The following is a 12,727-nucleotide window of genomic DNA, read 5'->3' as shown; positions in this document are numbered from 1 at the left end:
GTGGGGAGGTCGTGCTGATCGACGGCACTCTGATCCCCACCCGGCGCCGCATCTCAACCAGCTCAACCAGTTGGGGCAGGCTATGCAGGCCCTGGATCCCGTACTGGTCTCCTTGCCCCAGTTGCCGGGCTTCTGCCGGCATGAACCTACGGCAGAGCCGCATCTGATCTGAGTGCCGTAGTCGGCCAGCCTGGCCGACTACGGCACTCAGTCACAGGTGTTTGTGACTGAGCGGGATACCTGGCCCGGAATGCCAAGTAGCGTGCTCAGACCGAACGTCAGTAGAACCAGACGACGAGACGTACGTTCTCCGCGCCGTGCACGTCGCTGAGGATGCTCTTGACGCTCCAGACCCGGCCCCAGTCGGTGTTTGTCCCTGCGGCCGCTGCGCGGCTTCGCGTGCCGGAAGCGTCGGTCTCCTGCCAGTCGGTTGCCGCAAGATCCGCCCAGGTCAGCCAGGCAGTCCCGTACACGTCGTCCGGCCCGCCGTAGGCCGCAATCTCATTGCGCAGCCCATCCGAGGCGTCATCCGGGAGGCCGCGGTCCTCGGCCAGGGGGCGAAAACCGAATGAGTTACGGATTCCGAAGAAGCAGGCCAAGCCGTCGTAGGCGTTGCCTCGGTTGAGCAGGAAGAGATCGATTCCGACTTCCCACACTGAGTCCTCGCCCTCCGGACCCCACAACCGGGCCCCCGGCCGGCACTCGATCATCCCACTCACATTGGTCGACATGCCGGGATCTCGCTGCGCCCCGCAGCTGCCGCACCTGCATTTCCCGCCGCACCGGGCATCGCTGCTCGAAAGGCCGGGTACGGCGCTCAGTCACAGCTGAGACTTAGCGCGCAGGGTAGCGGGTTGAATGCCCTGAGCGGGCCGCCCGCTCAGAAGTCGATCACCCACACCGTCCCGCAGCAGTTCTGCGTGATCCAGGCGTGGCGGCCGTCCGGGGTCAGCGCGATACGGGTCGGCCCTTGGACGTCGAGGGTGCCGGTCACCTTGTTCGTGCTCGTGTCGATCACGGACACGCTGTTCGAGCCCTGGTTGGTGACGTAGGCGCGGTGGCCGTCGGGGCTCACCACGACGTCCATCGGGCGCTGGCCGACGGGGATGGGCGCGCCGATCACCTTGCCGGTCACCGTGTCGACGACGGACACGGTGCCCTGCAGGTCCGTGACGTAGAGCCGTCGTCCGTCGGGTGTCACCGCGAGGCCGTACGCGAAGTTGCCGAGGCGGCCGGGCCAGCCGATGACCTTGCCCGTGGCCGTGTCGATCACGGACAGGGAAGTGGGGGTCCCGTAGCCGGAGTTGGTGACGTACGCCCGGCGGCCGTCGGGGGAGACCACCACGTCGGCCGGGGTGCTGCCGACCTCGATCTTGCCGACGGCCTTCTCGCTCGCCGTGTCGATCACGGACACGGAGTCGGAGAAGGAGTTTGCGACGTAGAGGCGGCGACCGTCGGGGGTGACCGCCAGGCCGAGCGGACCGTCGCCGACACCGACGTAGCCGATCTCCGTGTTCGTGACCGTGTTGACCACGTTCACGGAGGAATAGACCGTCCCGGGGCTGGTGACGTAGGCCCGGAGCCCGTCCGGGCTGAGCGCGACGTCCTGCGCCGAACCGAAGTAGATGCGGGCGGTTCGCTGCAGCGTGTGCGTATCGATCACCCTCAGCGGGCTGAGCCGCCCGGTGGCGACGTACGCGAGGCCGCCGTCGGGAGACAGTGCGACGCCGTACGGGCGGCCGCTGACGTAGACGTAAGGGCGGGGCGAAGGGGGCGGAGCGGTCGACGCCGCGGCGGACGGCGGGACCAGCAGGCCCGCCAGAGCGAGAAGAGCTGCGGCAAGGCCGTACCGGATCCGCGAGCGGGAACTCATGGGCGCCTCCTGCCCCCTTCCAGGATGCCGGGCCTGGCAGCGCCCGCAAGCGGGCCCGGCAAGATCCGAAAGAGACGGCCTAGATGTATTGATCACGAGCGTTGTTGACACTCGGCGGGTCTTGAACATGGCGAAGACCTCCGGTGTGGTGGGAGCTGTCTAGGAACCCATTGCACGACGGAGGTCTTCGTGTCCCACCGTAATGCCCGGCTGGCCGTTCACGGCAGGCGGATCCTGGTCGACCGTGTTCTCGCCGGGCGTCCGGTCGCGCACGTGGCGGCCGAGATGGGGATATCCCGCCCCACAGCTCAGGCCCGCGTGTTCGTACAACACATGGGTCCGCCGGTGGCGGGCCGAAGGCGAGTACGGACTCCGCGACCGCCCGAGCCGGCCCGGCACGACGCCGGACCGGACACCCGTCCTGACCGAGGCCCGGGTATGCCTACTGCGGACCGAACGCAAGCTCGGCCCGGCCACAATCGGCCCGATCCTCGGCCTGCCCGCCTCGACCGTGCACCGCATCCTGGTCCGCCACGGCCTGAACAGGCTGGCCTGGCTGGACCGCTCGACCGGACAGCCGGTCCGCCGCTACGAACGGGCCCGGCCGGGCGAGCTGGTCCACGCCGACATCAAGAAGCTCGGCAACATCCCCGACGGCGGCGGCTGGCGGGCGGTGGGCCGCACGGCCGGAGGAACTTAAGAAAAGATCAGTAGTGGTCGGCTCCGGAAGTCCTTCGGGGGTTAACTCGGGAGCCGCTGTCGTGTCTATCCGTCGGTCAGGTCCCTGGCAGGGCGAGGTAGAGACTGCAGGCGAGTTCCATGGCATCGTCGGGGGTGCCCGCGCACTGCTGCGACGCGCCAGGCGCGGCGGCCGGCTGGGCGGGGTGGCTCACACCTGTGCCATGCCGCCGTCCGCGAAGAGTTCGACGCCGGTGATGAAGCTGGAGGCGTCGCTGGAGAGGAAGACTGCAGCCTTCCCCATTTCGCGCGGGTCGGCGATCCGTCCGGTCGGGTTGCCCTCTCCCATAGTCTTGACGGCGGCGTCGACGTGGTCGGCTCCCTGGGCCATCGCCAGTGCGCTGCGCAGGGAATCGGTGTCGACTGGGCCGGGGCTGAGAATGTTCATTCGGATGCCCGATCCCTTGGTGTCCTGGATCCAGGCCCGGATGAAGTTGCGTACCGCGGCCTTCGAGCCGCCGTACAGGCTCATCCCGCGCGGCGGCTGGATGGACGCCGTGGAGCCGATGATGACGACGGTGCCGCCGGGCGGCAGTAGCGCGAGCGCGGGCTGTACGGTGAAGAGGACGCCCTTGGCATTGACGTTGAAGGTCCGGTCGAACTGCTCCTCGGTAATGGCCTCGAGCGGGGCGTGCGCGCCGATCCCGGCGTTGGCCACGACCGCGTCGAGTCGCCCGTGACACTCCTTCACCTGCCGGTATGCCGCCTCCATCTCCGCGAGCTTGGTGACGTCGGCCACGATCCCCGAGCAGTTCGGCCCGATCGCCGCGACCGCCTCGTCGAGCGCCTCCCGGTGCAGGTCGGTGATGACCACTCGGGCGCCGTTGGCAACGAACTCCTGAGCGATGCCCAGGCCGACCCCGGACGCGCCGCCCGTGACGACGGCGACTTTTTCCTCGAGCGAGAGACCCATCTTCTGCTCCTCTGAATGAGTGGACTGCCATGTGCTGCGTTCGCAGCGAGGGTCGTGCGGATGGAAAGCCCAGGGCGTGACGAGGCTGGGGCTAGTGACCTGCCTGTTGTCCCCGGGACTGGCGGCCGTGGCCGCGCTACGTCGGGAGTGTGGGACGGAGGGGCATGCGCTCGCGTGCGGCGGGCCTGCATGCCCTAAAGTGGAGGCGCCTCCAGTTTCGTCACTGTAAGTGGAGGCGTCGCCGGTTAGCAAGCCCGGGACGACAGGAGACCGCGGATGACTAGAGAGACAGGGCGCCCGCTACGGGCCGACGCGCAGCGCAACCGGGACAAGATCCTCTCGGCCGCGGTGCGCGTCTTCGCCGAAGACGGACTGGAAGCGCACATGGAGCGCATCGCCAGGGAGGCCGGCGTCGGCTCCGGCACGCTCTACCGCAACTTCCCCACCCGGGAGGTCCTCATCGAGGCCGCCTACCGCAACGAGCTGATCCGGCTGTGCGACGCGGCCCCCGACCTGCTGGCCGCGCTGGCCCCGCGCGAAGCCTTGCGCGCCTGGGCGGGCCGCTTCATCGATTACGCGACCGCCAAGCTTGGTATGGCCGACGCCCTGCGCGCCCTCGTCGAATCCGGCGTCAACCCCTACGTCCAGAGCCACGAGATGATGCTGGCCGCCCTGACCTCGCTCCTGGACGCTGGCATCGAAGCTGGCACCATCCGCCCCGACATCGTCGCCACCGACATGTTCGCCGCCCTCGCCGGCATTGCCCTCACCTCGGGAAAGCCGGAGCAGCGAGAGCAGGCCGAACGCCTCCTCGACCTGATCCTGGACGGCCTGAGCACCAACCGGCGCTGACAGGCGGCGGACCCAAGACCTCATTGCTTCCGGGAGAGCCCCAAAAGGTGAGGTGAAGGCGCGGGGCCTACCGCCCCCGGACCTCCGCCGTGCCGCCGCCCGGCGCGGTCATTCGAAGGCGCGGCGGCCCGCGGTCTTCTGCCGGCTCGCCGCCAGGTCGTAACTCGCCAGCTCGGGGCGGAGACGGAAGGCCTCCTTCACGGCGGCCAGGGCCTCGTCCCACCGGCGCAGCGCCTCAAGGCTTCGGGAGAGCGCGTACATGCCGGTGGCGAGTTTGGGCAGGTGGGTGTCGGGGTCGGTCTCGGCCAGGGCGCGGTAGAGGGCTACGGCTTCCTCGGTGGCCGCGTGGGCGGCCTCCGGCCGGCCCGCCTTTCCCAGGCGCAGGCCGAGGGAGACCAGACCGCTCGCGAGGTCGGACAGATGGTCTCCGGGGGCGGCGGAGGAGACCAGGGCGCGTCGGATGCGCACGGCTTCCTCGGTGGCGGCCAGGGCCTGTTCTTCTCTGCCCAGGGCCACCAGCCGCGTGGCGAGGGTGAGCAGGCCTGTGGCCAGGTGCCGCTGGTGGACGTCGGGGTAGGCGGCGGCCAGGCCACGCAGGACACGGACGCCTTCGGCGGAGTTGGCCAAGGCCTCCTCCCGACGTCCCAGGGCCGCGTACTGTGCGGCGACGGTGCTCAAGCACCCGTACAGTTCGAGCAGGTGCGCCTCGGGGTGGACGGCGACCAGGCCGCGGACGATGCTCACGGCCTCCTCGGAGGCGGCCAGGGCCTCGTCCGGCCGGCCCAGGTCTTCCAGGGGCCATGCGAGGCGGCCCAGGCTCTCGGCGAGCTGCGGCAGGTAGGCGTCGGGCAGCGCCTTCGCCATGTCGCGGCTGATGCGCACGACCTGCTCGGTAACGGACAGGGCGATGTCAACCCGGCCCATGGCCGCCGCCTTTGTGGCGAAGTCGTTCAGAGCGGCGATGTAGCCGGGATGGTGGAGGACGCGGTCGTCCGTGCCGGTGCCGGCATCTGTGGGGATGTCCGTGTCGGCCGCCCTGCGGGAAAGGTAGAGGCGGCCGGTCTCCATGGTGGCTTCCATGGCCTCGTTCTGTCGGCCCAGGGCCCAGAGCCTGTCGGAGTAGACGGTCAGGGTCCTGGCGAACTGGCGGATGTCGGAGGGGGTACCGCCCTTGGCACGGCGGCGCAGCCGCACGGCTTCCTCGGCCGCGGCCAGTGCCTCCTCCCGCCGCCCGAGGTCGGCCAGCCGGTCGGAAAGGGTGTTCAAGCTGCCGACCAGGTCGGGCAGGTGGATGTCGGTGTCGGTGTCGGCCAGGCCGCGGGCGAGTGTGACGGCTTCCTGAGCCGCGGCCAGCGCCTCCTCCCAGCGCCCGAGATTGCCGAGCCGGCCGGCCAAGCCGTTCAGGCTCGCGATCAGGGGTGCGACATCGGCATCCGAAGCGGTGTCGGCCAAGGTGCGTGCGAGTGCGACGGCTTCCTCGGCGGGGGCCACGGCTTCCTCCCGGCGGTCCAGGTCGCTCAGGCGTAGGGAGAGGATGTTCAGGGTCCAGACGAGCTCGGCCGCCTGGGCGGAGCTCCGCCGGGGGAGGTTTCGGTAGCGATCGGCCAGTTGTCGGGCGAGGTCGCAGGCCCATACCGCGAGGCGCCGGCTGCCAGGCACCTGATCGCTGAGTTGCCGCAGGACGTCCAGGGGGGTACCGGGATCATCGGTGATCCGGTGGAGGGCGGCGATGAGGGGCCCGGGATGTTCGACCCGCGTCGCCGTGTCCAGCACGGTCGGTGCGAGGACGGCGCGGTGCTCGACGCACAACTCGGCCAACGACGTGTCGAGCCGTCCTTCGAAGACGGGATGTGCGGCGGCGCGGCTGTATTGGGCGAGCAACCGGGTCGCCTGCGTCGCGGCGATCCCGGGGACGAGACGGTGCGCGAGCGTGGGGTCTGCTTCCAGACGACGGCCGATCAGACGTTCGGCGAGCCGGTCGGGCTGCAGGGTGCCCCACGGGCCGGATTCGGTCGGGGGGTACAGGGCAGCGATCCATGCGAGGACGGCGTCGCGGCGGTCGCGCGGCTGGTCGGCCAGGCCCGCCACCTTGTGCAGGACCTCGTCGGCATCGTCGTGGGTGGCGGCTCCGATCAGCAGGGCGGCGGCCAAGGCGTCGTCGAGCGTGTGGGTGCTCAGCGCCGGACTGAGGCCGTGGGTGGCGGCGCTGCGCTCCCAGTAGCGGCGTTCGTGCAGCAGCAGACGGTCTTCGACGCCGTCGGCGAGGCCTGACGCCGGCTGGTCCGGCCCGGGGTCGGCGGCATCCAACAGGTCTGCCAGAACGGTCATGTGCAGGGTCAGCGCGTTGTCCATGTCCGCACGGTCCAGGGCACCGGGGACGAGGCCGGCGGCCAGGGCAGGCCAGTCGTGTCCCTGCCATCCGCGCACGGCGGACAGCGCGGCGGCGAAGGCGTCCGCCGCTCTGCGGTAGGCCTCTGCTCGGGCGGCCACGTCGCTCTGCAACGGCGGCAGTACGACGACCTGCGTGCCGTCCAACAACTCCTCGGCGGCACGGTTGACGGCCTGCGCGCTGGTCCACCAGTCTCCGGCGGTCCGGGCCAGCAGCAGGACCTTGAAAGGAGTGGCACCACCGTGCTCGGCGGCGGCCTCCAGCAGCGCCGCGAGTTGCGCGGCGCGTGTCTCGGCGTAGTCCAGCACGACCAACAGCGGTTTGGCCGCCGCACGTACCGCACGCAGTTCCGTGGGCAGGGCGTCGGCGCGCGGCCACAGCACCGCCCACCCGTCGCCGGTCAGGGCGGCGGCCAGCTCCTGCGCCAGTCGGGTCTTGCCCTGCCCCGCGGAGCCGTGCAGCAGCCGGCTGCCGAACCCCTCCTGCCGACACCAGGCGATCAGCCGGCCCAGCAGTTCCTCGCGGCCGTGGAAGCCCACGATCTGTCGACCCGGCTGCAGCAACGCCGCCGCGGATACCGGACCACTGCTCACCGTCACGGGATCGACGTTGGCCAGTTCCTGGAACTCCACGGCTTCCAGGGTCATGGAACCCGCGCCGTACTCGGCCAGCGCCGCCCGGAAGTCCGCGTCGTGGTACAGCACGTACGCCGGCACCACTGTCAGCGCGGCGTGCGCGAAGTGGCCGGGATCGGCGGCCACCACCCCGGTGAGCAGTCGGCCGCAGAACATGGCCGCCCCCGAGAGACCGCCCCACGGCGAGGTCCCGTCCACCGGCCAGGCGGGCGGGTGTTGGACCAGGTTCATCACGTACCGGTTGCCGACGAACCCGCTGCCCGGATTCACCGCCCCGACCAGCTGCGCGGCCTCCACCGCCGCCCCCGGCCGCTGCACAACGTCGGGCACGCCCCACGTCTCACAGGCCTGCCCGGGGCGCTCGGTCACCAGCCGTCCCCATCGCACCCCCGTCCCCGAAGGAGGCCGCCACAGCTCGTCATCGAGGTGCACGAGAGCCGCGTCGTCGCGTCCACCGGGCGTACCGCACCACACCACCACGCCGCCGGCTACCGTCTCGGCACCGGGACGGAACACCTGCACGAGCGCGCCACGGCGGGTGACCACGTGTGCCGAGGTCAGCACCAGCCGCGGACCGACCACGTACCCCGACCCCGGCCCGCCCGGCCCCCCGATCGCCACCAACCGGTCCCGCCTCACCGCATCCCTCTCTCTCAGTACCGTCTCTCAGGTACCCGCACGATGACGCCGGATCGGTCCCGTATCAGTCTCGGATCCGGCCGGTGACGTCCCCGGGCCCGGCAGCCCGGGCAGGTGCCCCGCCGACCAGCAGATCGCCGCCGTCCGGGTTCCGGGGGGTCAGCGTGAACGACACCCGGTGCGTCCGGCCCCGGGAGAGCCCCGCCTCCGTCTCCGCCGTCACCGCCCACACCCGGAAGCCTGCCTTCGCTTTCGCGTCCGCGCGCAGCTCGACCTCGAACTCCATCTCCACCGGCCCCACCGCGAAATTGATTTCCTGCCCCGCACCGCGCGCCGCGGCCTCCAGCAGTTCATCGCGCACCGCCGCCACCGCGTCTGCCAAGCCGATCTCCATGGACTCCGCCCGTTCTCCGTCGCCTGCGCATTTCCTCAGGGCGAGCGTAGGAGCACGGACCGGTTCCGCGCAGGCCATCACGAACACTTGACCGACTCCGGCCTGTCGCGAGTGGCGGACGGCGGACGGTGGCGGACCCGGCAGCGCGCGCCAGGAAGGGGCCTCGCCACCCGGCGGGGGAGGGGTAGCCCCTTGGACGCACGGCTCCACGTCGCCGTCGACCGTGCTTTCTCGCGTGGGCACGGGGCTGGACCGGTGGCTGCCTTCCCGTTCGTCTCAGGAGCCGTGATGGCCGCGGTGGTCAGCCGTCTGTGGTGTCTGAGCAGGAGCCGGCCCCGAGCGATGCTCGACCAGCGGCCTCGGAGCGCGGCTTCGCATTGCTTGGCGACGGGTTCGGCGGAGCCGGCCAGCGGGACGTTGCAGGCGTTCGAAAGTCCGACGGGGCGACGGCGTGGATCACAGGGAGTGGAGCAGCTTTCGACGGCAGCCTCCGTCTGGCCAGCCGCCCACCCGGGCGGCTGCGACGCCTCATCGCGATGGACATGCGTCGCGGGGCTCCGGGAGCCCGTCGTGAAAGACCGCGAGTGGGCCGGTGGTTCGGCAGGTGCCTCGAATGGCGGGGATGTGCCCATCTTCCCCGTGTCCTGGCCGGTCTGCGTCATGGTCGTCGTCAGGGCCGCGGGTCGGTGGTGTGGCGGGCAGCGGGACTGTGCCTTCGCGGAGTTCGGGCCCTCGCATGGAGGCCCTGGCTTCCGGCTCAGGGTTGAAGAACTCCGACGTCACCTCGGCTACCGCGGCCAGGAACACGTCGACTTGGGCACGCAGATCGCGGTCGACGGCGTGCTCGATCCTCGGATCGTCGGAGATGCCGCACGTGCCGGCCGCTATGACCCCCAGACGGTCAAGAACGTGTGGCACTACCTGGCGCGATTCGGGGCGCCCTGGAAGGACGCCGCTGATTCGGTGAGTCCGGAACTGGTGGAGGGGGCTGTACTCGATGGGTTCTCCGAGTGGACCGCTGCGCGGGTGTGGGCCAAGCTCCACCATCTCGTGCTGGACGAGCTCGGCGCCCGCGGAGAGCTGGACTGGTCGAGGTACGCGATCGACTCCGTGAACATGCGAGCCCTCAAAGGGGGGAGCTGACAGGCCCGAATCCTGTCGATCGCGGGCCGCGTCGCCGCCGTCCCGCCAAACTGCACGGCTACAAGGGCTACGACTACGACCGCCTGCGGAAATGGCTCCGCTCTCGGAATATCACGCCGCGTATCGCACGCAGGGGAATCGAGGCCTCCCAGCGTCTCGGTCGTCACCGTTGGACCGTGGAGAGAACAGTGGCCTGGCTGTCCGGGTGCCGTCGTCTCCACCGCCGCTACGAACGCAAGGCCGACCACTTCCTCGCTTTCGCCGGCATCGCATCCACTCTCATCTGCTACCGGAGATTGACCGACTGACACGACCTCTAAGACCGTGTCCTATGTGGTGAGGCGTCGTTGAACTTCGGATGGGGCGGGGTATGTGGAGTTGCATTGTTCCAGATGGGTTGTGGGAGATCGCGGGGGGACACGCTGCGGCGCCACATCGGCCAGGAGGCCGCGGTCGACTACCTCTACCGGCTGGCCCTGACCCTGGCGGCCTGACCGCCGAAGCGACACGCGAGAGGAGGCGCCTCCACCAGCAATCGTGAGGTGTCGCAGGTGTAGGTCGCTACGATCTCCAGGGACCGGAGGCCTTTTCTCCCGCGCCCTCGCTCCCGCCGGGAGTCCAATGAGTCCCGAGCCCGCTAGTTGCGGCGGAGCCGTCATCCGGGAACCGACTCGCCCGCGCCATGAGCAGAGGGGAGGACCCCATGACCCCCACCCGGCGCCGACGCGGGATCCTGCTGCCGCTGGCCGCGCTGCTGTTCCCGCCGGATCCGGGCGGGGCGCGGTCCCCGCACGAGGTGTTGGCGCCGCTGCTGATCGTCCTCACCTTCGTGAGCGGTGTCGTCGACGCGGTGAGCTACCTCGGGCTCGGGCACGTATTCGTGGCCAACATGACGGGCAACGTGGTCTTCCTCGGCTTCGCGCTGGCCGGGGACCGGTCCCTGTCGGCCCCCGATTCCCTCCTGGCCCTGGGTGCCTTCCTGGCCGGCGCCGCCGCGGCCGGGCGGCTGCGGCGCGCCACCGGGGCCGCCCGGATGTTCGCGCCGCTCGTCGGGGTGCAGACCCTGCTTGTGGGCGGCGCGCTCGCGCTGAGCGCGGCTGGCGGCGGGCCTCCCGCGGGCATGATCGCCTTGCTCGCGCTCGGCATGGGGCTGCAGAACGCCGTGGTGCACCGGCTGTCCGTCCCCGATCTGACTACCACCGTCGTCACCAGGGCCTTGACCGGTCTGGCAGCCGACCCGTGGGGGCCGGCGCCGCTGCGCCGGCTCGTGACGGTCGTGGCCCTGCTGCTCGGAGCCCTCACCGGCGCGCTGCTGACGCACCGCCACGGCGCCTCGTGGGCCCTGGCCCTGGCCGTCGCCCTGCTGGCCTGCGTGGTCCTGGCCAGGGCCCGGGAGAGCGGCGAGAGCACCTCCGACGGCCCGGGGTGAGGACTTAAGGCCGTGCCACCCGGTGAAGTCTCAATCGCCCCTCTTGCAGACAATGGCCTGATGTCGGGGCCCTGGGCCGAACGGCCAGGTCCGTTACCTGTTTCCGGACCTGACCTCGCGCGTCGAGCCGGAACGGCAGTTCCTGTCGCCCAGCAGCTGAAACCTCCCACCGGCGGGGCGGCGGCCCACGGAGCGGCCGCTGGCCCCGGCCTGCCGTTGCCGGCCCCGAAGCGGCACTGCGTACCGCGGCCAGCCCTACTTCGAGAGTGCTCCGATGCCGCCGCCTCAAGTCCGTGGGCACCGCTACTATCCGGAATGCCTCACGGGGCGACGAACGGAGTCGGGGAATGAACGACGTCAACGAAGCAGCGATCAGACGGAAGTTAGGCATCCCGAACTGGCGGAACCTGTCCAAGGACAAGGTGCTCAGGTTCGCGGCAGCGATGCCTGAGATGGCCACTGAGGTGCGGCTCAAGCTCATCGAGCAGTTCCCAGCCTTCAAGGACCTGGGCAAGGCCGACATTGATGCGGTCACAGAGGCCCACAAGGCCACCCTCGCAGCCAATGAGAACAGTCAGAAGCACTTCTACCAGGCTTCACAGGACCAGCGGGACGCCCTGCGGGCCGACCTTGGTCGGGACGACCTCAGCTGGGAGCAGCGGGAAGCCCTCCACGACCGCCTCGATCAAAACGTGCGGCAGGTGAACGAGAAGGACAGTGAGAGCAAGCAGTTCCTGGGGGCGGGGATGAAGGTGGTCGCAGCCGCCGGTGTAGCCGCCCTCGGGCTGGGCGTTGTATTTGTCGGCGGCAAAATCGGTGGAGCGAGCGAGGGCGATCCCGAGGAATCCAAGTAGGACTGTCGTGCAGTGGGGCGGCCTGCGAGACGGACTGAAATCGCTTCCACCCCGTCGCCTGGGCGTTCAAGATGTTCCTCATGACCCATCGTGCCGTATTCTTCCGGTCGTGTCCGAGTCCTTGGACAGAGGACTACGCGGTCCTCGGCGGGCGGCCTGTTGTCTCGCCCTCTGGGGCTGCTGTGCCGGAGCTGGAGACCGATGCGGAGCTTGCGTTCGCGTTCCGTACGGCTGCCGACCTTCTGGCCGATCGCTGGTCCGCCAACGGTATGGACGATTCGTTGGTGTTGGTCGTGTTGTACAACTACCGGCACGCTCTCGAACTGGGGCTCAAAGTAGTGTTGCGCGCCTTGGTCGACAGCATCAGGTTCGAGGTTGCGCCGGGCGATGAGGAGCCCGAGGTTGTAAAGAAAGTCGGAAAAAATCTCCCTAAGACTCATCAGCTCAGCGTCTTGACCGGCTATCTCGTCCAGCTGGCGCCGATGTTCCGGATGCGCTTGCACGACGACGTCACATCGCTATGCGACGAGTTACATGCCCTGGATCCGAGCGGCCAGGCGCTGCGGTACAGCATGGTCAAGGGTCAGGCCGGGGCGACGGTGCCGGCCCGCCCTGACCCTTTCTACGTCGACGTCCCCGAGTTCGCCCGCCGCGCAGGTGAGGCGTGCACCGCGCTGGACCTGCTTCTCGATCAGATCACCAACGTGCAGGACTGGCAGGTCAACCTGGGCCCGGACTACCTGAGGCAGCGGAACTAGGGTCTGTCTTCAAAAGATCGTTCGGTGGTGGATCATGTTTTCGTGATCCGTCGTCATGAACTGACCGATGCAGAAGGGGAGTTGCTGGCTCCGTTGATACCGAGTGCTGG

The 12,727-nt window shown here is 69.7% G+C and carries 9 protein-coding genes and 3 pseudogenes; 7 read left to right on the top strand and 5 right to left on the bottom strand.

Annotated features, from left to right (window positions below):
* Positions 1–278: 278 nt before the first annotated feature.
* Positions 279–731: a hypothetical protein gene (locus tag IE207_RS31800; protein ID WP_190187804.1), complete on the bottom strand. Its 453-nt coding sequence runs from the start codon at positions 729–731 to the stop codon at positions 279–281.
* A gap of 149 nt (positions 732–880) precedes the next feature.
* Positions 881–1,873 carry a YncE family protein gene (locus IE207_RS31795; RefSeq protein WP_190187803.1) on the bottom strand — a complete coding sequence of 331 codons (993 nt, stop codon included), beginning with the start codon at positions 1,871–1,873 and terminating at the stop codon, positions 881–883.
* A 189-nt stretch (positions 1,874–2,062) separates the two neighbouring features.
* Between IE207_RS31795 and IE207_RS31790 the strand changes: the two are divergent.
* Positions 2,063–2,555: pseudogene (locus IE207_RS31790) on the top strand (helix-turn-helix domain-containing protein); the annotation flags it as partial.
* A 207-nt stretch (positions 2,556–2,762) separates the two neighbouring features.
* On the opposite strand, the gene IE207_RS31785 reads toward IE207_RS31790, so the two are convergent.
* Positions 2,763–3,524: an SDR family NAD(P)-dependent oxidoreductase gene (locus IE207_RS31785; protein WP_190187802.1), complete on the bottom strand. Its 762-nt coding sequence runs from the start codon at positions 3,522–3,524 to the stop codon at positions 2,763–2,765.
* 276 nt (positions 3,525–3,800) lie between these two features.
* Between IE207_RS31785 and IE207_RS31780 the strand changes: the two genes are divergently transcribed.
* The gene (locus IE207_RS31780; RefSeq protein WP_190187801.1) at positions 3,801–4,376 is read left to right on the top strand and encodes a TetR/AcrR family transcriptional regulator; all 576 of its coding nucleotides are present in this window, start codon (positions 3,801–3,803) and stop codon (positions 4,374–4,376) included.
* A gap of 108 nt (positions 4,377–4,484) precedes the next feature.
* Here the strand turns inward: IE207_RS31780 and IE207_RS31775 are convergent, their stop codons facing one another.
* Complete coding sequence (locus IE207_RS31775; RefSeq protein ID WP_190187800.1) at positions 4,485–8,021, bottom strand: tetratricopeptide repeat protein; 3,537 nt, start codon at positions 8,019–8,021, stop codon at positions 4,485–4,487.
* A gap of 82 nt (positions 8,022–8,103) precedes the next feature.
* On the bottom strand, positions 8,104–8,421 hold the full coding sequence (locus IE207_RS31770; protein WP_229874218.1) for a trypco2 family protein: 318 nt from the start codon (positions 8,419–8,421) through the stop codon (positions 8,104–8,106).
* 756 nt (positions 8,422–9,177) lie between these two features.
* On the opposite strand from IE207_RS31770, the pseudogene IE207_RS31765 reads away from it, so the two are divergent.
* The 5 genes and pseudogenes from IE207_RS31765 to IE207_RS31745 all read left to right on the top strand — a co-directional run.
* Positions 9,178–9,405: pseudogene (locus tag IE207_RS31765) on the top strand (DUF3626 domain-containing protein); the annotation flags it as partial.
* Between the two features lie 36 nt (positions 9,406–9,441).
* A pseudogene (locus tag IE207_RS31760) lies at positions 9,442–9,884 on the top strand (transposase); the annotation flags it as partial.
* A 395-nt stretch (positions 9,885–10,279) separates the two neighbouring features.
* Complete coding sequence (locus IE207_RS31755) at positions 10,280–11,005, top strand: YoaK family protein (RefSeq protein WP_190187799.1); 726 nt, start codon at positions 10,280–10,282, stop codon at positions 11,003–11,005.
* Between the two features lie 347 nt (positions 11,006–11,352).
* The gene (locus tag IE207_RS31750; RefSeq protein ID WP_190187798.1) at positions 11,353–11,859 is read left to right on the top strand and encodes a hypothetical protein; all 507 of its coding nucleotides are present in this window, start codon (positions 11,353–11,355) and stop codon (positions 11,857–11,859) included.
* 182 nt (positions 11,860–12,041) lie between these two features.
* The gene (locus tag IE207_RS31745) at positions 12,042–12,617 is read left to right on the top strand and encodes a hypothetical protein (RefSeq protein WP_190187797.1); all 576 of its coding nucleotides are present in this window, start codon (positions 12,042–12,044) and stop codon (positions 12,615–12,617) included.
* The last annotated feature ends 110 nt before the right edge of the window (positions 12,618–12,727 follow it).

The sequence above is a fragment of the Streptomyces cirratus genome, from assembly GCF_014650775.1.
GTDB lineage: Bacteria > Actinomycetota > Actinomycetes > Streptomycetales > Streptomycetaceae > Streptomyces > Streptomyces cirratus.
The sequence above is the reverse complement of the archived record's forward strand: the minus strand, read 5'-3'. Positions and strand labels throughout refer to the sequence as shown.